Source organism: Chelativorans salis (genome assembly GCF_025336525.1).
Lineage (GTDB): Bacteria > Pseudomonadota > Alphaproteobacteria > Rhizobiales > Rhizobiaceae > Chelativorans > Chelativorans salis.
Window position 1 is genome coordinate 286,753 of the sequence record NZ_JAOCZP010000001.1, and the last position, 22,156, is coordinate 308,908.

General features: G+C 63.2%; 17 protein-coding genes. 6 read left to right on the plus strand and 11 right to left on the minus strand.

Features of this window, described 5'->3' with window-relative positions; all coding sequences use genetic code 11:
* Positions 1-198: 198 nt before the first annotated feature.
* The gene (locus N5A92_RS01415) at positions 199-1,488 is read right to left on the minus strand and encodes an ABC transporter substrate-binding protein (protein ID WP_260900034.1); all 1,290 of its coding nucleotides are present in this window, start codon (positions 1,486-1,488) and stop codon (positions 199-201) included.
* Between the two features lie 32 nt (positions 1,489-1,520).
* The gene (locus N5A92_RS01420; protein ID WP_260900035.1) at positions 1,521-2,609 is read right to left on the minus strand and encodes an ABC transporter ATP-binding protein; all 1,089 of its coding nucleotides are present in this window, start codon (positions 2,607-2,609) and stop codon (positions 1,521-1,523) included.
* Positions 2,610-2,887: 278 nt separating this feature from the next.
* Here N5A92_RS01420 and N5A92_RS01425 point away from each other — a divergent pair, with 278 nt between their 5' ends.
* A complete protein-coding gene (locus N5A92_RS01425) occupies positions 2,888-3,604 on the plus strand; it encodes a GntR family transcriptional regulator (protein WP_260900036.1) in 717 nt (238 codons plus the stop codon).
* Positions 3,605-3,628: 24 nt separating this feature from the next.
* On the opposite strand, the gene N5A92_RS01430 is transcribed toward N5A92_RS01425, so the two are convergent.
* The 4 genes from N5A92_RS01430 to N5A92_RS01445 all read right to left on the minus strand — a co-directional run bounded on the left by N5A92_RS01430 (position 3,629) and on the right by N5A92_RS01445 (position 6,370).
* Positions 3,629-4,240: an SCO family protein gene (locus N5A92_RS01430; protein WP_260900037.1), complete on the minus strand. Its 612-nt coding sequence runs from the start codon at positions 4,238-4,240 to the stop codon at positions 3,629-3,631.
* Positions 4,240-4,728, minus strand: coding sequence for a copper chaperone PCu(A)C (locus N5A92_RS01435; RefSeq protein ID WP_260900038.1), 489 nt, complete (start codon positions 4,726-4,728; stop codon positions 4,240-4,242). Before N5A92_RS01435 ends, N5A92_RS01430 begins: the two co-directional genes overlap by 1 nt.
* A 73-nt stretch (positions 4,729-4,801) precedes the next feature.
* Positions 4,802-5,212 (minus strand): hypothetical protein, encoded by a 411-nt coding sequence (locus N5A92_RS01440; protein ID WP_260900039.1) that lies wholly within the window; start codon positions 5,210-5,212, stop codon positions 4,802-4,804.
* 138 nt (positions 5,213-5,350) lie between these two features.
* Positions 5,351-6,370: a sensor histidine kinase gene (locus N5A92_RS01445; protein WP_260900040.1), complete on the minus strand. Its 1,020-nt coding sequence runs from the start codon at positions 6,368-6,370 to the stop codon at positions 5,351-5,353.
* A 292-nt stretch (positions 6,371-6,662) separates the two neighbouring features.
* On the opposite strand from N5A92_RS01445, the gene N5A92_RS01450 reads away from it, so the two are divergent.
* The 4 genes from N5A92_RS01450 to N5A92_RS01465 are packed head-to-tail and all read left to right on the plus strand — an operon-like array spanning position 6,663 to position 11,144.
* Complete coding sequence (locus N5A92_RS01450; protein WP_260900041.1) at positions 6,663-7,586, plus strand: lysylphosphatidylglycerol synthase transmembrane domain-containing protein; 924 nt, start codon at positions 6,663-6,665, stop codon at positions 7,584-7,586.
* A gap of 30 nt (positions 7,587-7,616) precedes the next feature.
* Positions 7,617-9,092: a UbiA family prenyltransferase gene (locus N5A92_RS01455; RefSeq protein WP_260900042.1), complete on the plus strand. Its 1,476-nt coding sequence runs from the start codon at positions 7,617-7,619 to the stop codon at positions 9,090-9,092.
* Entirely contained in the window at positions 9,089-10,402 is a 1,314-nt protein-coding gene (locus tag N5A92_RS01460; RefSeq protein ID WP_260900043.1) for an FAD-binding oxidoreductase, read from the plus strand. The genes N5A92_RS01455 and N5A92_RS01460 overlap by 4 nt, the downstream gene beginning before the upstream one ends.
* A gap of 4 nt (positions 10,403-10,406) precedes the next feature.
* Entirely contained in the window at positions 10,407-11,144 is a 738-nt protein-coding gene (locus N5A92_RS01465; RefSeq protein ID WP_260900044.1) for an SDR family oxidoreductase, read from the plus strand.
* A gap of 21 nt (positions 11,145-11,165) precedes the next feature.
* Here N5A92_RS01465 and N5A92_RS01470 read toward each other — a convergent pair whose 3' ends face one another.
* The 4 genes from N5A92_RS01470 to N5A92_RS01485 all read right to left on the minus strand — a co-directional run bounded on the left by N5A92_RS01470 (position 11,166) and on the right by N5A92_RS01485 (position 19,670).
* A complete protein-coding gene (locus N5A92_RS01470; protein ID WP_260900045.1) occupies positions 11,166-13,670 on the minus strand; it encodes an arylsulfotransferase family protein in 2,505 nt (834 codons plus the stop codon).
* A gap of 479 nt (positions 13,671-14,149) precedes the next feature.
* Positions 14,150-15,319 carry a DUF4185 domain-containing protein gene (locus N5A92_RS01475; protein ID WP_260900046.1) on the minus strand — a complete coding sequence of 390 codons (1,170 nt, stop codon included), beginning with the start codon at positions 15,317-15,319 and terminating at the stop codon, positions 14,150-14,152.
* Between the two features lie 833 nt (positions 15,320-16,152).
* Entirely contained in the window at positions 16,153-17,661 is a 1,509-nt protein-coding gene (locus tag N5A92_RS01480) for a DUF2723 domain-containing protein (protein WP_260900047.1), read from the minus strand.
* A 158-nt stretch (positions 17,662-17,819) separates the two neighbouring features.
* Entirely contained in the window at positions 17,820-19,670 is a 1,851-nt protein-coding gene (locus tag N5A92_RS01485; RefSeq protein ID WP_260900048.1) for an AsmA family protein, read from the minus strand.
* Between the two features lie 314 nt (positions 19,671-19,984).
* Here N5A92_RS01485 and N5A92_RS01490 point away from each other — a divergent pair, with 314 nt between their 5' ends.
* Positions 19,985-21,235: a S41 family peptidase gene (locus tag N5A92_RS01490; protein ID WP_260900049.1), complete on the plus strand. Its 1,251-nt coding sequence runs from the start codon at positions 19,985-19,987 to the stop codon at positions 21,233-21,235.
* 59 nt (positions 21,236-21,294) lie between these two features.
* On the opposite strand, the gene N5A92_RS01495 is transcribed toward N5A92_RS01490, so the two are convergent.
* Positions 21,295-22,098, minus strand: coding sequence for an alpha/beta hydrolase (locus tag N5A92_RS01495; protein ID WP_260900050.1), 804 nt, complete (start codon positions 22,096-22,098; stop codon positions 21,295-21,297).
* Between the last annotated feature and the right edge of the window lie 58 nt (positions 22,099-22,156).

Below are 22,156 nucleotides of genomic sequence, written 5' to 3' on the forward strand. Positions count from 1 at the left end.
CAGGGGTGGGTTCCGCAATCGAGTGCTCAGCGGTGGCGGACATGGCTGCTATCCCGGACGGCAATGCGCAGAGATTCCCCTCCCCCTTGTGGGGAGGGGGTGGGGGTTGCCCGAAGGGCAAAGGGAAAGATATTCGTTCATAGCGCGTTGCGCCGACCCCCTCCCCCCAAGGGGAGGGGAGATTGGAAACACCGCGCCTTACGAAGCAATGAACTCGTTCCAGCGCCGCACCATGTAGCGGTCCTCGTCCATCACCGAGTTCCAGCAGGCGACCTTGCCCATGCGCTCCTCGAACGAGCCGCCGTCGCGCACCGCACCCGCCTTCTCCATCACCTTTCCATCGGGCGCGAGAATGTCGCCCTCTGCCGGCTTGCCCTCGACCCAGTAGCCCCACTCGTCCTCCGACATGTACTCCTTGGCCGTTTCCATGGCGGCGGAGTAATAACCTTGGCGATTGAGATAGGCGCCGACCCAGCCCGAGAGGTACCAGTCGATATATTCGTAGGCCGCGTCGAGCCTGGCGCCCTTCAGATGTGCGGCAAGGCCAAGGCCGCCGCCCCAGGCGCGGTAGCCTTCCTTGAGCGGCTGGTAGACACAGGGGATGCCCTTGGCGCGGACGGCGGCGACGGCCGGCGACCACATGGACTGGATCACCACCTCGCCCGAGGACATGAGATTGACGCTCTCGTCGAAGGACTTCCAGAAAGCGCGGAACTGGCCGTCGGCCTTGGCCTTGATGAGGAACTCGATGGTCTTGTCGATCTCCTCGGTCGTCATGTTGCCCTTGTCGGCATAGGTGATCTCGCCCATCGCCTCCATGATCATGGCGGCATCCATGATGCCGATGGAGGGGATGTTGAGGATCGAGGTCTTGCCCTTGAAGGCGGGGTCCATGATGTCGGCCCAGGTGGTGATCTCGCGGCCGACGAGGTCCGGGCGGATGCCCAGCGTGTCGGCGTTGTAGATGGTGGGCACCATGGTCAGCCAGTCGGTCGGCTCAGTGGCGAACGTCGCGGACCCCTGCGCCTCCACGAAGCCGACCGTGTGTGGCGCCGTGCCCTGCGCGATCTCGCTGTCCGGCGTCAGCTTCCCATCGATGAAGAGCGGGACGATCTTGTCGTAATATTTGAGGCGGTACACCTCCATCGGCTGCATGACACCGGCCGGGAACACCTTCTTGGCAATCCAGTATTCGATGTCGGCGATGTCGTAGCTGTCGGGCTGGGTGACGGCGCGCTGCGCGGCGGCGTCGGAATCCGTCGCCGTCATCTCAAGCGTGATGCCGAGGTCTTCCTTGCACTTCTCGGCGATCGCATTGAGGTTCGAGACGCCGGTGCCGAACTGGCGCAGCGTGATCGGATTCTGCGCCCAGATGGTCGGGAAGCCGGTGATGGCGCCCGAGCCGGCGGCAAGGCCGGCAGCGGCCGCGCCGGTTTTCAGCAGTGAGCGGCGTGAGATTCCTTTTTGTCCGGTTGTCGTCCTGGTCATAGCTGTTCCCCTTTTTTCGGATGGTTGTTTCTTCAGGCGTCGAGGCGGCCGAGGACGATGGCGTCTTCGGCGGACCATGCCAGCGGCACGGTGTCGCCGACCCTGATGGGCCGGGCGAAGAACGCCGTGTCGCCGACGATCGCGGTGAAATCGTCGATGCCCGGACCGGCGAACGACAGTTTCACGGAAGAACCGCGATATTCGATGTTGGAAACCGTACCGGTGAAACCGAGCGCGGGATCGTCCGCCTCGCCGATCCTTACCCGGTCGGTGCGGATGGCGATGTCGGCGGCTTCTCCGGCCGCGCGCCCACCGCCGCTCGCCACGAAGGCGCCGCCGCCTTCCATGCCGATGGTCGCGGATTTTTCAGTGGCCTCGGTCACCGTGCCGCTGAGCACGTTATGATCGCCCATGAAACGCGCCACGAAGGCGGTCGCGGGGCGTTCGAACACAGTACGAGGCACCGCCGCCTGCTCGATGCGCCCGTCATTCATCACAACAACCATATCGGCCAGCGCCATGGCCTCCTCCTGGCTGTGGGTGACGTGAACGAAGGTGATACCGAGCTCGGATTGCAGCTTCTTGAGCTCGGCGCGCATCCTGATCTTCAGGAACGGGTCGAGCGCCGAAAGCGGCTCGTCGAGAAGCAGCGCCTCGGGATCGGTGATGAGCGCGCGGGCGAGCGCCACCCGCTGCTGCTGGCCGCCCGACAGTTGCGCCGGCCGGCGCGCGGCATACTCTTCCATATGCGTCAGCCGCAGCATCTCCAGCGCCCTTTTATGACGCTCCGCCTTGGGCACGCCCTTCATCTTGAGGCTGAAGGCGACGTTCTCCGCCACGTCGAGATGGGGAAAGAGCGCATAAGACTGGAACATCATCGCCGTGCCGCGGCGCGCCGGCGGCAGGTCGGTCACCACCGTGTTGCCGAGCCTGATGTCACCCGACGTGATGCTCTCGTGGCCGGCGATCATGCGCAGCGTGGAAGACTTGCCGCAGCCTGACGGGCCGAGCAGGCAGCAATAGCTGCCGGCCGGAATCTTGAGGCTGACCGCGCGAACCGCCGTCGTCGCACCATAGGTCTTGGTCACGGAGACGATGTCGATCGCTGCGGCCTTGCTCATACGCTTTCCCTTTGCCCGGGCCCTTTGCTCGGGAAAGGCAATGCATTATGTGTGCCAGTTGGGTGGAATACGGCTAAGCCCTTGCTCTATCGCCTGTTTTCATGAACATCGTAGTAGGGAAAAAACTTGGCGCACAAAACAGCAATGCCCAAAATATGAGCACATTGTCTTCTATTTTGGCAGGGATTGTATCCAATCTTGGGTGTTATCGCATTCAAATTGCCCCTTCCATCCGCGGCAATTCAGGCTAGAACAGGATGACTTGAGCTCCGGGGGCCATGACCATCACCGACCATAAGCCTGCTCACAATGACCGTGCCCCCGAGGATCGCGCACAGATCATCCGCGAGCATTTCCGCAACGCCATCATCGAGCGGCGGCTGGCGCCGGGCACGAAATTGTCGGAGAGCGAGGTCGGCGGCCTTTTCGACGTCAGCCGCACGGTGGTGCGCTCCGCCCTGCAGATGCTGGCCCTCGAAGGGCTGGTGCGCAGCGAGCGCAACCGGGGCGCCTTCGTTGCCACCCCCTCGCCCGACGAGGCCCGGCAGATCTTCTCCGCCCGCAGGCTGGTCGAGCCCGGCATGGCGGCCGCGGCTTGCGACCGCGTCGCGCCGGCGGACATCGCCGCCTTCCGGACGCATCTACGCGGCGAGGCCGGCCTCATGGCGGAGCGTGGGCCGAGCGCCCGGCGCGCGGAGATCAGGGCCTCGGGCGAGTTCCACCTCTTGCTGGCGTCGGTTGCGGGAAACGACATCCTCTACCGCTTCCTGGAAGAACTGACCGCCCGCTCCTCACTGGTGATCGCTCTTTACGGCCGCTCGGGCGCATCGAGCTGCGGCCATGACGAGCACCAAGGCATCGTCGAGGCTCTGGAAGCCGGCGATGCGCAACGCGCAAGCGCGCTCATGCTGCAGCACATCGACCACATCGAGGCCGATCTGGACTTGCGGCTTACGGAAGGCCTCCCCCTGAGCGAGGCGCTGCACCTGCCGTAGCGGGTGCGGCGCCCCCAGGGGGCGTCACGTTCCAGCCACCAGACGCTTCAGCTTGTCGTGCATCACCTCCGGATCCTCGCCATAGCCGAGCGTGCCGAAGAAGCGTCCCTCCTCGTCCATCAGGAGCACCGAAGCGGTGTGGTTGATCGTGTAGTCGTCGCCGTCCTCGGTCGGGACCCGCTCGTAGAAGACCTTATAAGCCTTGGTGACCGTTTCGATCTGCTCCTCGGTTCCGGAGAAGCCGCGGATCCTCTCGTCGAAAGCATTGAGATACTCCCTCAGTTCCTCCGGGCCATCCCGCTGCCAGTCGACGGAGACGAACACCCAGTTCACCCTGTCGGCGTCCTGGCCGAGCTTGTCGATCAGGCCCGACATCTCGTAGAGTGTCGTCGGGCAGACGTCGGGGCAGAAGGTGAAGCCGAAGAAGATTGCGCTTGGCTTGCCGAGGAGATCGGCTTCCGTAACGGTCTTTCCCGTCTCGTCAGTCAGGGTGAAGGGGCCGCCGACATCGGCGACCCCCGAGACCTGCTGGACGCCGGTGGTCGTCCTCTTCCCCACCAGAAGCGTGAACGCGGTGAGGGTAGCGGCGGTAACGAAGACGGCCACCGCCGCAAGCACAACGACACGCGCGCGCATCAATGCCCTCCCCCGTGATCATGGCTGTCCTCTGACGCCGGAGCGCCGGCCGGGGCGACGGCCATTTCCACCTCGATCGACCCGGCCTTCTCGAAGGTCAGGGTAAGCGGCACCCGCTCGCCCTCCTCAATCGGGCCGATAAGATCGCGGAACATGATGTGGAAGGCGCCGGGCTTCAGCTCCACGGTCTCGCCCGCGGGGATTGCGATGCCGTCGGGCATCGGTCGCATTTTCATGATGCTGTCGGTCACCTCCATTTTATGGAGTTCGGCCCGCCCGGCCACGGGTGAGGCCGCGCCAACCAGCCGGTCGGCCTCCTCCCCGTTATTGGTCAGCGTGACGAAGCCACCGCCGGAAGGAGCCGAAGGCGGCGTTGCTCGGGCCCAGGGGTGGATGATGTCGATGGTGCCGAGCTTATACTCATGAGCGAAGGCGGCGGTGCCGGCGAGGGTCAACGCGGCGGCCAGAAAGATTGGAAGGGTTCGCATGTTCATTTCTCCATAAGCGCAAAGACATGAGGCCGGGCGCATCATTCCGCGCAGCGGCCTCAGGGATCAGGCGTCAGACGGAGAGGAGCGGCGGTGCGCGGGCTTCGGACGACAGGCCCAGCGCATCTGGCCGGGGCGGAATCTCCGGTGCCGTAAAATGCAGCGGCGTCGGCCCTTCCGGTGCGAAGGCAGGACCGAGATCAGCGGTAGGAAGCGCGGGGCTATGAGACGCGGCGGCATGGCACAGTGCCGCGCAGCAATGGTGGGCCGCCCGCTCTAGCGGGTCACCCCCGACAGTGCCCTCAGTGCCTGGAGCCGCGCCGGTCAGAGAGCAGATGATGAAGGTCGATCCAGGCTGCGGCGCCGCCAAGGCGCCTTGCGCGAACGCGGAGACAAGCCCCTGCAGCAACATCACATAGGCGACCAGGGCAGCCAGAATGCCTCCCCTCAGCCGATCGCCCAGCATGCCGCGCATAGTCCTCATACTCCCCCATCGCACAGTTGCGCCATGGAGTCACTGCGGCGAAACGGGCCAGCGGGAAGAGATCGCCGAGATGAAGGTGCTTGTTGACGATTTGAAAGACACGCCCTTACAGGAGGTCGAGCGCGTAGGACCGAATGCTCATGTTGGCCCGGTTTCCACGGGGAAGCGCACAATGGCCGTTGTGCCGGAACCATCCTGGCGTGGGCCAAACTCGAAAGAGCCACCATACTGGGCCGCCAACGACCGGACCAGTCGTTGGCCCAAGCCCTTTGACTTCAGTTGCGTACCCTCGGCGAAACCAACTCCGTTGTCGGTGACCGTCAGCCGAAAATCGTCGCCTTCCCTGGCGAATACCACGCTGATTTCTCCGGCTTGATCCTGCGGGAAGGCATATTTCAGTGTGTTTGTCAGAAGCTCGTTAACGCACAGTCCTATCGAGACTGCGGTTGATTGGGGGACGTGATGCCTCTCCACCTCGACAGTCAGACTAATCGGCCTCAGGCCCATCAAGGAGGCTCTCAGATCATCACACAAATCCGTAACAAACGTGTAGGTGTCGATGACCGCCTCCCCGCTCGCCTGCATCAGCCGATCATGCACCTTCACCATCACCTGTACGCGCTCTCCAATGGAAGTCAGGGCGGATCGCGCGGCCGGTTCCTCTACTCCATGTTCCTGAAGCCGGATCATGGAAGCGAGCATGGCGAGATGATTACGGGTTCTGTGGTTGCAGTCCCGCAGGAGGATATCTTTCTCGCGTTCCGAAATCGTCAGCCTTTGATTTCCGAGGTAAAGCCTATGAACTGCAACGTGCATCATCTCAATGCTTGAGGCGATCAGGAGGCCCACGGCCGAGAACAGGATAAGCACGAAAAAGTCCCGTTCTTCTGCAATCGTCAGTTCTTGGTAGGGCGCGAGAAACAGGTAAGCCAGGGCGGCAATGCTCAACACGAGTGCAAAGAATCCGCTCCCACGATCGAACAGCAGAGCCGTTACTACGACGGCGAGTATAAAGATAAGAAACGGATAGCCGTTCAGCCGGGGCCAAAGCCATAAATCCAAAGCCGTGGCCGCCGCAACAATAAGGAACGTTGTGACGTAACGAGCCCACACCGGCCAGGTTCGGGTGGGGAGAGGTTCATTTAACAGCCAGTTCATGAAATCTTCAACGCACTCATCCCGCCAACGTTCATCTAAAATTTGTTTGAGTTGGTCTTCGTGAACATCTGACAGCCATATCGCTGCACCCTAGCGCGCTGAAACCGAGATACCGGCTTTCGCCAACGGCTCGACAAACAGGCGACAGTGCGTCTGTCTTCGGCGGTCAGATTTTTTGCCAATAAAAACCATAGCAATACCACATTTCAATGAAATGAATACCAATATGTCCGAGTATCACGGAATTAATACCAACGTATACAAAAATTTATACTACAAGGCTGGACGCATATTGCTTCCAGCCATGATCGTCGGTGCTGTCTTGGGCACCTTGCTTCTGGCTCCTTTGGACATCAGCGAGACCATACGCGCTGTCGCGGCTGTTGATCTTTGGACGCTGTTCCTTGTGCTTGTCTTGTCGCTCGTGAATTATGCCTTCCGCTTCTGGCGTTGGACCATGTTTTTGGGTGGGCGCAACGCCCCGGTCTCCGTCGGTCGGCACCTTGCCATCTATGTTGCTGGCTTCGCGCTTACGGCCACACCCGGTAAAGCCGGCGAGACCATGCGCAGCCTTTACCTCCGCCCGTTCGGCATCCCGCCGAGCAAAAGCCTTGCCGCCTTCTATGCAGAACGCCTGCTCGACCTGATCGTCATCAGCGCGCTGGCGATGCTCCTCATCACGCATTCGGACCCGGTCGTGCGGGCACTCGGGCTCACCGGCGCGGTAATCGCCATGGGCCTCCTCGCCATGCAGTATCCAAGGGTCACGGCGCTGGTCGAAGGCGCCGCGACCGCATGGCCGGCACGCGGAGCAAGGTTCGCCTCCGCCGCGGCCGGTTTCCTGCGCGATGTCCGCGCGATGATGACGCCACGCATCGCTCTTTGCGGAACGCTCCTAGGCCTTGCTGCCTGGGCGGGCGAGGGCCTGGGAACGTATCTCGTGGTTCGCTCCATGGGGTTCGATATCGACCTGTCGCTGGCAGTCGGAATCTACGCCACGGCGATGATCGCCGGCGTGCTGTCTTTTTTGCCGGGCGGTCTGGGCGGGACCGAAGTGGTGATGACGTCGCTGTTGATCTACGCCGGCGCCTCCGCGCCGGTCGCAGTCGCCGCCACCATCGTCGTTCGCCTTGCAACGCTCTGGTTCGCCGTGGTGCTCGGATTGGGTGCGTGGCTGGGCCTCGAGGCCGCCCGCGGCCTCAAACCGCGCGAATAGAAACGTCTTCAGCGAAGGGATGCAGTCGTCATGACCGATCTCGACATACTCCCGAGTGCCGGACCGATCGAGCCGCCGCCACCAAAGGCGCCGCCGGTTCCGCTGGTTGTGGATCTCGATGGAACGCTGGTCCGCACAAATCTGTTGCTGGAGTCCGTCATCGCGTTGGTGAAACAGTCGCTGCTGACGGTTTTCCTGCTGCCCCTTTGGCTGATGCGCGGCAAGGCCGTCCTGAAGGAAGAGGTCACCAGGCGCGTCAAGCTCGACCTGTCGGTGCTGCCGCTCAACGTGCAACTCCTCGATCATCTGAGACGGAAAAAGGCGCACGGCCACCGGCTGATTCTGGCGACAGGCACTCATGAAACGCTGGCGCGGCGAATTGCCGACCAGCTCGGTCTCTTCGATGACGTGCTTGCCACGAACGGCCGCCACAACCTTACGGGTTCGAACAAGCTCACGGTCTTGCGCCACCGGTTCGGGGCGAGTGGCTTCGACTACGCCGGAAACGCTATGGACGACCGTCCGATCTGGTGCGCGGCCCGCCAGGCAACCGTCGTCGACGCCCCCTCCCGCCTTGTCGGCTGGGCGAAGCGAAATGCCAATGTCACTCATGTTTTTCCGCGCCAAAAGCCGCCGCTCTGGCTTTATGTGCGCGCCCTTCGCCTCCACCAATGGCTCAAGAACATTCTCCTGTTTGCGCCGTTGGTCGCCGCGCTGCGGTTCACCGATGTCGGTGCGCTGACAGACCTGATGATCGGCTTCTTCGCCTTCGGCCTCTGCGCTTCCAGCGTCTATCTCGTCAACGATATAATCGACCTGGAGGACGACCGCCTCCATCCCAACAAGCGGAACCGCCCCTTTGCCTCGGGCGCGCTGCCGGTTTCCCACGGACTGATATTGGTCCCGCTTCTCTTGGCCGCCTCGGCGGCCCTGTGCCTCTTCCTGCCCTGGCAGTTCGCCGCGGTCCTTGCCCTCTACTACGCCGCGACGCTCGCATACACCTTCGGCCTCAAGCGTCTGGAGGCCATCGATATCGTAACGCTGGCACTGCTCTACACAACACGCATATTTGCCGGTGCCGCCGCGGCCCAGCTGCCGCTCTCGGTATGGCTCCTCACCTTCTCCATCTTCCTGTTCTTGAGCCTTGCGATCGCAAAGCGGTACGCTGAACTCATGTTGATGCATAAGAACGGCAAGCAGGCGAGCGCGGGACGCGGCTATCGGTTCGCAGACCTGCCGATATTGCGCAGCATGGGCGTGGGATCGGGCTACGTCGCGGCCGTCGTCCTCGCGGTCTACTTGGACACGCCGCAGGTCGCCGCCGCCTACGCCCACCCGCACATCCTGTGGGTCTTCGTGCCCGTCCTCGTTCTGTGGCTGACGCGGGTGTGGATCAAGACCGGCCGCGCCGAGATGCATGACGATCCGCTGGTCTTCGCCGCGCGGGACCGTGTCAGCCTCGCCTTCGCCGTCCTGAGCGGCACCGTCATAGGGCTGGCGCTGTGACGAGCGTCGACGCAGCATACAGCTCCTGGGGGCGGCCACGGGTGGAAGCGGGCAAGCGTGTCGTCCGGCTCTGGTGGCGCGATCAGGGTTTCCCTGCCGACCGCCCTGCCCTGCCCTTCGGCAACGGGCGCAGCTACGGCGACAGTTGTCTTATCCGCGAGGGAGCCATTATAGACCTGCGCGGTCTCGACCGCTTCATCTCGTTCGACAACGACACCGGGCTCCTTCGCTGCGAGGCGGGCGTCCTTCTGTCGGATATCCTCGCCCACTTTGTCCCGAAGGGTTGGTTCCTGCCGGTCACGCCGGGCACGCGGTTCGTCACGCTCGGCGGCGCGATCGCCAATGACGTGCACGGCAAGAACCACCATCGCGCCGGCAGCTTCGGCCATCATGTGCGGCGTCTCGAACTTCTGCGCTCCGACGGCACACGCATCGTCTGCTCTCCCCACGAAAGCGCCGACTGGTTCACCGCCACGATCGGCGGCTGCGGGCTGACCGGCATCATCCTGTGGGCCGAGATCGCCCTGCAACGGGTGCCGGGACCGGCAATGGAGGTCGAAACCCTGCGCTTTTCTGGCGTGGACGAGTTCCTCGAGTTAAGCCGCTCCTCGCACAACTCGCACGAATACACGGTGGCATGGATCGATGCCCTCAACCCCGGAAGCGACGGCGCGCGCGGGCTCTTCTTCCGCAGCAATTTCGCAGCAGACCAGCGCCCCGTCGCAGCCCCCCGGCCAAAGCCGGGATTGCCCTTCACTCCACCCGTCTCGCTGCTGCCGAAGGCGGCGGTCCGGCTCTTCAACGCGGCCCACCACCACTGGCCGCGCCGGTCCAGGCAATATGTCCACTACGAGCGGAGCTTCTATCCGCTCGACGCCGTGCCGAACTGGAACCGCCTGTTCGGCCGCAGGGGTTTTTTTCAGTATCAGTGTGTCGTTCCCTACAGCGCCGCCGAGGCAATCGGCGCGCTGATCGCGCGCGTCGCGCGTGCCGGCGAGGGATCGTTCCTTTCGGTGCTGAAGGTCTTCGGCGATCACAAACCGGCCGGCTGGCTGTCCTTCCCCCGACCCGGCCTGACGCTCGCACTCGATTTTCCCGATCGCGGCGAGCAGACGCTGAAGCTGCTCGACACGCTGGACGAGATCACCGTGGAAGCCGGCGGCGCGGTCTATCCCGCTAAGGATGCACGGATGAATGCGCAAACCTTCCGCCGCGGCTTTCCATCCTGGCAGCGACTCGAAGACTACCGCGATCCGGCCATCTGCTCGGATTTCTGGCGCCGCGTCGCCGTTCCGCAACCCGGTGAATGACGCGATGCGCAAGGTCCTGATCATCGGTGCCACTTCAGCGATCGCTGCGGCCATCGCCCGCCTCTTCGCAAAGGACGGCGACCGCGTGTTCCTCATCGCCCGCAACGAGGAGCACCTGAAGGCCACCGCCGACGACATCGCCGTGCGGGGCGCCAGCGTTGCGGGTTATCGGAGCCTCGACGTCAACGCGCTCGACGAGCACAGGGCCGTTCTCGAGGAGGCGGAGGGGGCGCTGGGCGGCATCGATCTCGCGCTCATCGCCCACGGCACCCTGCCGGTCCAGATCGACTGCGAGCGCTCGCCGGGCCTGACTGCCCAGGAATTGCAGACGAACGCGGTAAGCACCATCGCCCTCCTTACCCGCCTCGCCGAGCGGATGGAAGAGAGGCGCAGCGGCAGGATCGCCGTCATCACGTCCGTTGCGGGCGACCGCGGCCGGCAGAGCAACTATGTCTACGGTGCGGCAAAGGCCGCCGTCGATACCTTCCTCGAAGGCCTGCGCCAGCGGCTCCACAAATCCGGCGTCGGCGTGACCACCGTCAGACCGGGTTTTATCGACACTCCGATGACCGCCGGGTTCCGGAAGGGATTGCTGTGGGCCAAGCCCGAAACGGCCGCGAAACGCATTCATGCGGCGATCGGCAAGGGCACCGACGTCGTCTACGTGCCGTGGTTCTGGGGGTGGATCATGCTGGTGATACGCTTCCTGCCGCGCAGCATCTTCAAACGCATCAAGCTTTGAGGACCGGCAGGAAGGCGCAGCTTATCGCCGTCGCGGCGCGGCCGGCTGCGCGAGCTTATGGCGGAATCCCGGCTCGAAATAGTCCACCCCGATCCTTTGGGCACCGTTGATGATGGGGATAAGGTGCTGCCGGTCCCCGCGTCGGATCGGATTGACATAGCTCCACACCACGTCCCCTTCCCGCGTCACCTCCAGGAGCCGCCCGCCGTCGGATTCGGTGATCAGCGTGTTTCCATTCGGCAGCCGCTCCGCGTTCGAGCGCAAGAAACTATAGAGGGGATGGTCGGACGTGCCGCCGAAGCTCCATTCGATGTTGGAGGTGCGCGGATCGATCTCGATGACCCGCGAACTGTTGCCGCCATCCAGGCCGCCCAGATTGTCGAACATCAGTATGTTGCCGTTCGGCAGTATGCTCGGGTCGTGCTGCCGCAGCCATGCTCCTGTCATCGCCCACTTTATCTCGCCGGTCTCCATGGAAACGACGGCGAGCAGCGACTGCTCCCTGATTGAGACAAGAAGGTCGCCTTCTTCACCGAACGGGAAATTCCGCGCCGCCTCCGCGTCGATATACTTGACATTGTTCGGATGCAGCGGATCGCCGAGGGTGGAATAGGGCAGGAATCGGAGGAGCCCGCCGTATCGCGAATTCACCAGCGCTTCCGTCAGCGATATCCTCCTCAGCTCCTCTCCCTCCGGCGAGAGTTCGACAAGGAAATCCTCCAGGTAGGGACGATCGAACTGCCTCGCCCCGCGCTGCGGTTCCTGGTTGAACTGATGGACGAGCGTGTAGATGCGGCCGTCCGGCGCAATCGACATCTCGTGATGCACATGATCGAGATAACTCCAGATAACGCGGGAATTGCGGTCCATCTTGACCATCCCGTAGCCCCACGGCGTATCGGCGGACGAAATGTAGATCGCCAGCAGATCCCCGTTCGGGAAGACCTTGGCGCGATCCATGTAGATGACGGAGCCGGGCTGCGGCTCGGCGACCGCCGCCCCCACTTCCCACACCCTCTCATATGGCAGCCGCCACTCGTGCACGACCCGCCCATCCATGGCGACCAGGCGGGCAACCTGATCGTCGCCCGACGTGAACAGCGTGTAACCGGGAAAAGCGCGGGCGGGATTGTGGATGGTGACGCCGCGCTCGTCCGTGCGGGCACGCTCATAGAGGTTGGTCAGGATGGGATTGCTGAGGATCCGTTGCTGGAGCCGTAACGCGTCCCAGGCCCGGTAGGCATCGCTGAAGAACTGGTGCGGAAAGACCCGCGCCTGCATCACCATCGCGCCTCCCACGAAGGCAAGAAACATCAGCATGAGCACGAAAGCCGTCGTGCCGGCTCTTTCCGCAACGCCTTGCGCCTCCCCTCTGGGAGCGCTGGTGGCGACCGCCCGTGGTCCGGAAAGCTGACTAACGGCGGAACCGCGATGGCTGGCATTCCAGGCGGTAATCGCCTGCACCGCCGCCAGCCAAATGATTGGCATGATCTCGACAACCACGCGCTGCTCGGGCAAGCGGCCGAAATATACGGCCAAAGCCAAAAACGGCAGACCGAACCAGATCAACGTCCGCCCCAGAACGGGAGACAGGTAGCGGCGCAACAGCAGCACCGGCAGATAGAGGCCGGCACCGAATCGCGCGAAATAGGTCACCAGGTAGAGTGGGCTGGCAAACAGCGCGAGATTGTGCACGAGGTGGTTTTCGTATTCCGATCCCGCAACATTGGCGTGAGGGTTTTCAATGTTCGGGATGAGCCATACCGCCGAACCGTAGACAGCGGCAAAGACGAGAACTTGAGCCGCCAGCGTCTTCAAGAGCAGCTCACGGCTGATACGGTCGTAGCAGACGGCAAGGAACGCCGGGATCATGCATACCGTCGTCTCGCGGTTCAGCGTGGCGACGGCGAACAGCCCGAGATAGGCGGCGAAACGGTGCATATCGGGGCGCCGCTCGAAGCGTGCGAGCAGAATCACCAGCGCGAGCGTGAAGACGGCGGCGGGCAGGTCGTACACATAGCGGAAGAGCCTGACTGTTCTCCACTCGCCCAGTTCCAGAAGCCCGCCTTCCTGCTGAAACGTTGACGAGAACCTCAGGTCCGGCACGATCAGATGCATCGCAACTGGAATGACGACGGTTATCGCCAGGAGCCGGCGCACCGGTGGCGAGACATCTGGACAGAAAAAGTCCAAACCGCGCAGCGCGACGACGATCAGCAGCATCCACACGCCGACCTCGATGGCGGCAAAGACGAGATCGGCATCGAGCCATGGAACGCCCTGACTGATCCCCGCCACGAGGATGGGCAACAGCGTCCGATACTGAAACGGCGCCGCGGCGTTGAAATCGGCCATGCGCCACGGGCTGGCGAGCCACCAGGGCAACGTCGCGACGTAGTGAAATGCCGTCAAGAGAACGGCGATCCACAAGAGCGCAAGGATCCAAAGCGTGCGCGAGGCGTACCCGCGATCAATGCCCGGCACAGTCCCCCGCACCCCTCCCGCCGATGATGGGACAGCTTCCACGAGCGCCTCCGCAACCGTCTTGCCTCGCCCCCCCGATCACCTTGGCCGGCGCCGGGCGCTACAATTGACTATGGTTCAGTGGCCGGCCGCTCGAACGAGCGGCCAGCGGAACAACAACGGCAGGTGGTGGAGAGGGTTCCATCATATGGAATTAACGGGTGCAACATGAGCGTATACGCCAGGCACGTGCGATTTCAATGCGTTAGCATACAGTCGCGGGAAATGTCTTTGCCTCTTCGCGCCCCCTCTGGCCTGCCGACCATCTCCCCACGAGGGGGGATCGGCCGACACGGGCCGCTTTCGCCAAACCGCCGACGTTCTAGAACGGCGAGGCATAAGCGAAGGCTGGTCTACCCCCCTTTGGGGGAGATGGCCGGCAGGCCAGAGGGAGGCGCGAAGGGGCGCAAAATCCGCAACTGTAGCGTTAGCTGAAAGCCAGGTGTTTGAAATCGGCAGCGAGGGGTATAACAGAAGCGCTGCTACCCGTCTTCGGACGGTGCCTCGGGAACGGCCGCGATTGCCGGTGCCGGCCACTCCAGCGTCGTGCGCATAAGGAAGACGTTGTACGGCGTCCACTGCGACATCGTGTAGTAGAGTTCGGTGTCGATGTCGCTGCCAGGGACGATGTAGGGCGCATAGAGACCCGGATAATCCTGCGCACCGACAACGACCTGCGCCTCGCCCCAGGGGCCGGTCATGTCGCGCGCAAGCCGCAGGACGATGGCTTTGCGCTCCGGGTCGAAATACATCATGACCCAGCTTTGATGCGCCTTGCTCCAGGCGACGGATAGTTCGCCGACCGGCGCCGGCACGATCAGGCTGGCGGCGGCGGGATCGGCGACCCACTCGGTGCCGGTCCAGTATTCGTAAGCGTCCCGCGCCAGTATCTGCTCGGCCGCGACACGGCGCAGCCTGACGCCGCCGAACCGCCCCTCCGGAATCCCGAACGTGTAAAGCGTGTCCTCGTCACGGACGAAGGCGACCTGCTCAAACCCGATCGCCTGGTTCTGGACGGCCTCAGGCGGGACCTCCCAGGTGTGCCCGTCGTCGTCGGAAAAGGCTATACCGGAATGGCGGACGTCCCACCGCCCCGGCTCACCCCACCGCTTGACCGACATGTAGTGAAGATACATGCGGCTGCCGATGGAAATGCCATTGGTCGGGATCACGGTCTTCTCGATGCCGCCGATCTTGCGCGAATGGAGCAGTTCCTTCGCGGCGCCGTTCGCGCCGGTGATCATGGTCTCTATCGGCAGGCCGTTGCGCGGATCGGGGTCGGCGATGCGGGCAATCGTGTTGCTGCGCCAATTCTTCAGGCCGAATACGCTCCTCTGGCCGAACGTATCGCCAAAGACCATGTAAAGCGCGTCGTTGTGCAGGAACATATGCCCAAGGTCGGTGCCATGGACGTCCCACCGGCGCGCGGTATCGTTCACTGCGTCGCGGCCGGTCACCTGGCTTACGACCTCGCTTCCGGCAATATGCACCATAAGCGGCGATACGGCAGCTTGATCACCCGTCTTCACGTCCGGCTGCAATGAAGCATCCTGCATTTCCATGACGGGTATTTCGGTCGGGGGACCGGCAGAGGCAACGGAGGAAAGTGCAAAAAACGCACTGCAAAGAAGGATCGCTGACCGATTGCGCATCCGTGACTCCCGACGTGAGCCGAGAGCCCCGCCGGCTGCGGACGCAAGTCCGCCGCGCAACCACGAATCGGAGGCCCCCCGCCCGGTTAAGTTGATCAGCGTCCATATAGTGGATTTTCACCTCACATACAATTAATTTCCGTAATAAATTTATCGTTATAAAAATTTTTCTCTTTTTTCTTAATGACTTATGACAACGTCTTCTCACGAGGTTCGGCAGATCCTTGGAGCTCGTACGGGGTCAACAGAGGGTAGATTCATCCAGACAACCTTCGCTAACTCTTTGAATCGGCGAAACATTCAAACTTTTCTCGCGGGAAAATTCGCCCCCCTGCCCAAGCCGCTCCTATCATAGCCCCATCGCTCTCGCGGGAACCGGATGCGCACCGGGTGTTCGGGAGAGCGGCGGCAGCCTCCCCCTTCAGGAACGGTACCTGGAGGCATGTGAGGGCCCGCGAACAGGCCGGAGTCCGGCAGGCCCATCGCAGATGGGCGATACCGGATGCGGAAAAGCCGCGGGGTTCGGCAAAGGCGCTTCACTGCGTGTGTCCGTCCGGAGCCAGAAAGAGCCCTTAGACCGGTCGAATGTCGGGACAGCGGCCGGCGGGGCGCGTTGCCCGCGCCTTAAAATGAATAGAGTGGCACGGACAACGCGCCCCGCTTCCCAACCAATCAAAGGCCAGACGGTGCAGCCGGGCGTGGCAGCGATGGCGTACGTCCGTCTCACTCTGAGCTTGTCGATGGGCGGGCTTGTCGAAGGGGCGAAGGCAAAATCGCTGGCGAACAGGCAAAGCCAGCCGCCCATAGCCCTCCGCAGCGGAGGGAGAACTACGCTATTGCCCCACAGTCGGCGCCGACACCTTGAACGTTGCACCTCCCGGCGGCGGAGCCGAGCCGCTATGGCAAACGAAGGCGTAGGCCGGCCATCGCCTTTCCTGCAGGGGCACCTCGCGGGTCGTGCACCGCAGTTCGGGTCTTTCGTGCTCGATCCACTGCACGAATTGGAAGCCGTCGGTCGGCACGACGACCCCGCCGACCTCGGCCCGGTGTTTGATTTCCGGCACTGCGCGCCACCACACCCGATAGGCGGGAGATCGTGGGAGCTCGCCCGACAGCTCGTAATAGAGCGCCGCCATGCGCAGCCCGTAGGGCATGACGAACAAGGGATGTTCGACTGGCGCATCGGCGACCATCTGCCTGATCGACGGCTTCAGACCGTCGAAAAGGGGTTCGCGATCCTGAAGCAGGTTGGCGACGTGCTCCCCCCTGACGATCCCGATGACCAACAGCAACGTAGCCACCGCGTCGCGAAAAATGGGACGGCGCGCAAGCCACCATGCCGACGTCGCCACGACCGCGACCAGAAGCGGCCCCAGAACCGGGAGATGGAAGGCCCGGATGTCATAGGCGCCGTACCACAGCATGAAAGGCGTGAAGCAAAGCGCCGCTCCGTAAACGAGCGCCAGGCCCCGCCAGCCCGCATCGCGACGCTTGTAGCCGACGACGAAAAGGGCGATGCCGATGACGATAAGCGGCGCCGAGACCCACGGATGGGCGGAGCGGAGCGTGTCGACCAGGACTTCCAGCGTCCGCGTCGAATCCAGCCCGGACCCGTAGAGATCTGCGAAATAGGTCCCGCGGATATACTCGACCAGCTCCATGGGCGGCGGCGGCAGCGGCATATATTCCGAATAGGCCGTGTGCGGACTGTAGGCGGTGTAGGCGAGATAGAGGTACTGGCTGGCCCCGAGCAGGATGAAGAACGCAACCGCGGCTATCGTCCGGGGACGCATGATCAGGCGGAAATGCAGGGCCGTCACCCCAATGAAGAGTGGCAACAACATGATCATCATCAGATGGTTGCCGAAAGAGGCCGCGTAGACGGCGCATGCGGCGATGAAGAAGCCCACCCTCCGGCTTTCCACGAAAAGAAGGAGCAGAAAAACAGTCGTCAGGATGAAGGCGAGCGCGAGCGGGTAGACTTCCGCTTCCGTCGCCTGGATGGCCATCAGGCTGGATGTGCCGAGCAGGAGCGCGGCGGCGATGGCGGTGCGGATATGACGCGTCAAACGATAGACGATCAGGACGGCGACGGCATTGGCAAATGCTGCCGGGACGACGGCAAGCGCGAATGTCATCGTCCACCACGGCGGCAGCGGCAGCCCGAGCGCGCGTACCCCTGCCCCAAGCAGCAGCACGGACGGATATCCCGGCCCGTGCAGCATGATCGGCGTGTGGCCGAGGATCTGGATTTTCGTCGAATCGCCGGCGTTCAACTCCCCGCCCAAGCCGGGAAACATGCACAGGCCGTAATAGACGAGCGACGCCAGGAAAATGGCCACCGCGGCCGCCGATGCGCTCCGCCAGCCATCCCGGTCCGCGGATTGCTGACCACCTGTCAAGAGCCGGTGAAGCAGCCCTGGCGCAGCTTGAGGCAAATCCGCGGTTGCCGTACCCCCCTGTCGATCCATTACGTTACCGGTTTCCTTCGCCAGCCGCATCAATTGGCACCTGCATTTTCCGTCGGAATGATATCGTCCGCCGAGATCGATGCGGAACGGGCGCCGATGCGCGGGATACCTGGAGCGATCATCGGCTCGCGCATCGTGCCGCCCACACCGAAGGGAAGTTCGACAAGCGGTATTTGCAGAGGCTCCGGCGCATCGGCGGCATGGAGGGCGGCGACCCCCTTTGCCTCAACCTCGCCGTCGACCAGCTTTCCGCGGCCCGACAGGCTGATCTCGAAACGATCGCCCTCGAAGCGGACCCGCGGCACATGGACGACGCCGTCCCGCACGTCGGCCGAGGCAATGAGGGTCGAAAACGATGTCCGTCCGGCAGCGGGTATGAAGGGCTTGCCGGTGCCAAGGTTCACTGTGCCGGAGGCCAGCCGCTGCAGCGTCGAGACGATGTCGGCACCATCGAGGCTACCGTCGCGGACGACGGCGACGCCCCAGCCGTCAAGCGAGGCGATAACGGCGCCGAGCGTCTTCCCCCGACCGGTAAGCTCGGTCGCCGCCGTGACGATGCCATCGGGCGGATCGTCCTGGCCGATGGGCAGGCTGATGGTTTCCGGCCAAAGCGCCCGACCGATATCGCTCACCGATATGCTATCGACACGGCTTGCCAGACGTACGGATGCCCCCCCTTCCACCGGTGTGATAAGCAGTGTGCCCTGCACCAGTCCGCCAGCCAGTTCCGTCTCCTCCAACGTCACGCTCATCCGCCCAGCGCGGTTGCGAAATTTTACGGTAGGATACGAGACGCTGAACCGTCCGAAGTTGCTCGCCGGAGCCCCGGCGGTAAGGTCGATGTCGATGCTGCGCAGTTGGTGGGGCACGGCGGGGAGCCTCAGCAATTGCGCCAGTTTCTCCGGAAGGAGTGCGTTCAGGTAGGAGCCGAAATCCAGTTCCTCGAATTCGAGCGATCCGGCGAGCCGCGGTCGCTCGCCTCCCCATCCGAAGACGAGACTGCCAGATGCCGACGTTCCGGGCAGCTCGAAAGTCGCATCCTCGAGCGCCACCGTATCGCCTTCGGCCGCCTTGAACATGCCGGTCATTTCGAGCGGACCGAAAGCCTGGTCCGGCTCAAGCAGCGAGATCGCTCGCGTCTGCCTGCGCGGGCCCGGCCAAATATCCACGAAATCAAGCGCGCCCGCCGACAGTGTCGCCGGCCTTGCGGCGATCGTCAGATAGCCTTGGCTTCCCGTCGTGAGGATGCTTTGCGGATCATCGAGCCCCGCATTGACGTCTACCCGTCGATGGCGCCACTCCAACGAGCCGGCAAGCCTGACGAGCGGCTCGGCGGCTCCCCGCGTAAACTTCATGTTGACGCCGGTGATCTCCTCTGCTCGCCCGGTAGCCTCATCTTCCAACCGGACGACACCGTTCTGCAGGATGACTTCGCCAATGCCATTATCCCCGGCATTGGCGAACAAGGGATGCCGCGCATAGCCTGCCAATCTGGACAACAGCTTTCGCGGCCCTTCGCTGCTCGCGTTCCAGTTCACGCGGATCCGCGCGTTACCCAATGTCAGGCTGCGAGGCTCGATCCGCCCGCTGAGCAGCGGGAGAACCCGAAGCGATGCGCTAAGAGATGTGATCCTGAAGCGCGGCGGCTCGTCAGGGCGACTGTTTCCCCTTACCTCCACGTCCTCCATGGTGACGGTGGGAAAAGGCAGAACAGCGACCGTCGTGTTGCCGCGAATATGGACCTTTTCACCGGTCGAGGCTTGGATAAAGCTGGCAATCCGCTCTTCGGCAAAACGTGCCGAAGCATGCGGAAGTATGGCTACGAGTGCTGCCGCTGTGAAAGCGGCTATTGCCAGCACTATGAAGATCGACGTTCTCATGGCAGCAATTCTGTTGCCCCGCCACATGACAATCTAACGCGACGAAGAAAGCAAAAATAGGGTCGGCCGGCATGATGTTGAAAAACCTAGCCAATGCGGCGAGAGGACAGAACAGCCGATGCCGCGAGAAGCCGGCCTCCCGTAGCCTCTCGGACGGCCCGTCATGGCCATATGGCGCCGCAGCGAGGACACGGTGGAAGTGGCCGCGTGTGCCGCACAGCGGCTGCATCGGGAATTTTCTGACAACGCGATCGATCGTCTCGCTCAGGCCGCAGTTCGGCAGATAATGACGGCAAGGAAAACGGATACAATCCATGAAAGCGAAGACGCTCGGCCTCTTTACAGCGCTCCTGCTTCTTCTCACGCCGGTGGCGGCGCTCGCCGACGACCCGCCCCAGTCTGGGCAGCCGGTGTTCGACCGTATCGTCGAGCTTGTTATGGAGCGCTTCTACGACGCGACGGCACTCGACCGCTTCGCCGCGGCGGTACGAGACGAGATAGAGGACCATGAAGCACCGCTGAGGGCCGGCAGTTCCGAGGCGCGGGTCGACGCAGCGATCGATGCCGTGCTTGCCAGCCTCAACGTATCGCACACGGGGCGCTACAAGCCGGATGGGATCGATTATTTCGAGCTCATCGACATCTTTCGCTTCGCGGTTCGGGACCACATGAGGCGGTTGTTCCCGCCCGAAGGCGAGGCGAGCTATCACGGCATAGGCATGGTTGCGCAGGAGCTCGACGGGACGCTTTTCGTCAGCGACGTCTATGACGGTTCGCCGGCGGATCGCGCCGGAATACTGGCCGGCGACGAGATCGTCTCGGTAGACGGTGCGCCCTACCAGGAGATCGAGTCTTTTCGGGACAAGGCCGGCGAAACCGTCGAAGTGCGCTTGCGCCGGAATGAAAGCGCAGAGCCGTTCACAGTCGAAGTCACGGTGGAGCGGCTGCGGCCGCTGCGGAGCTTTTCGGAGGCAATCGAGGAGAGCGCGACCGTCACTGAGCATGACGGCCAGCGGATCGGCTATGTCCGGCTATGGACGCTCGCCAGCCGCGATGCAATGGACATCGTCGCCCGGGAGCTTGCGGCCGGCCGGCTCGAGGATGCGGATGGGGTGATTGTCGACCTGCGCGGCCGCTGGGGCGGCGGCCGTTCCGATGCAGCTGAGCTTTTTGTCGGCGGCACGGCACCGTTCCGGCTTATCCCGCGTAGCGGCGAGGAAATTCTCGCCAATGTGCGCTGGAACCGGCCAGTCGTCGCCATCATCGACGAGGGATCGAGAAGCGGCCTCGAAGTCTTCGCGTATTCACTAAAGACGAACGGCATACCGCTCGTGGGAGCGCGGACGGCGGGTGCATTGCTGGCCGGCCGCGGCTATCTCCTGCCCGACGATAGCCTGCTTGTTCTAGCGGTCTCCGATGCTGTGATCGGCGAGGACACGCGCCTCGAAGGGCGCGGCATAGGACCGGATGTCCCGGTGTCGTTCAGCCTGCCATATTCAGCGGGCCGCGACCCTCAACGCGACGCTGCCATCGTGGAGATGCGGCGGATCCTTGCTGAGGATTGAGAGCATGAAGGTGAAGCCGCCGACCGGCACACCTGGCTGAGGCCGCTGGATCCTATAGATCACCTTGTCAGAGACCTGACGGAAGCGCGCATTGCATCGGCAAACTCGGGATGGCCATAGATGTCGTTGTGGCCGGCGCCCTGGATGGCTATGTCGCTGCGCAGATCGCGGGCTGCCTCGCGCAAGGGCGCCACACGCGCGGCGGGAACGATGATATCGTCATCGGCCGTGATGATCGCGACGGGCACATCCAAGCCACGCAGGGTGTCGGCCGCATCCATTCGGTGGCGCAACAAAAGGCGCACCGGCAGCCAGGGATAATGGGAGGCAGCCAGTTCCACCAGCGAGTCGAAGGGCGTCACCATAACGATGCCCTGCAGGCGGCGCGTTGCCGCAAGGTCGACGGCAACCGAGGCGCCAAGGCTGAGGCCAATCGCAACGATGCCATCTTGGGCCTCATCGGCAAGGCGATCGAAGGCGCGCCGGGCATCGTCGAACAGGGCGGCTGCCGATGGGCGGCCGCTGCTCGGCCCATAACCGCGGTAGTGCAGCGCGGCGACCTCATGTTCGGGGAATATCTGATATAGCATGCGGGCGAGCGCGTTGGCGTTCCACGCATTGCCGCCGAAGCCGAGCAGGAGCGGACGTGGCTCGCCTATCGTCTGCGTTGCCGGCAGGCGCACCAGAACGATGCGCTCGCCGTCCTCCGTCGCCAGCTCGACATGGCGCGCGTCGGCAGGCAGTTCGGGTCCAAACGCCGCCAGGCCGGTGGGGAAAATCAGCCACGTCTGAAGCATATACGCGGCCGCGATGATCGCCGCGTACAGCCCGGCAAGCGCCAGCGCCAGTTTCAGAAACCACATTGGCGGAATGTCGACCGAAATCGGCGACTTGACAACAGCACAATGGCAGAATGCGCCT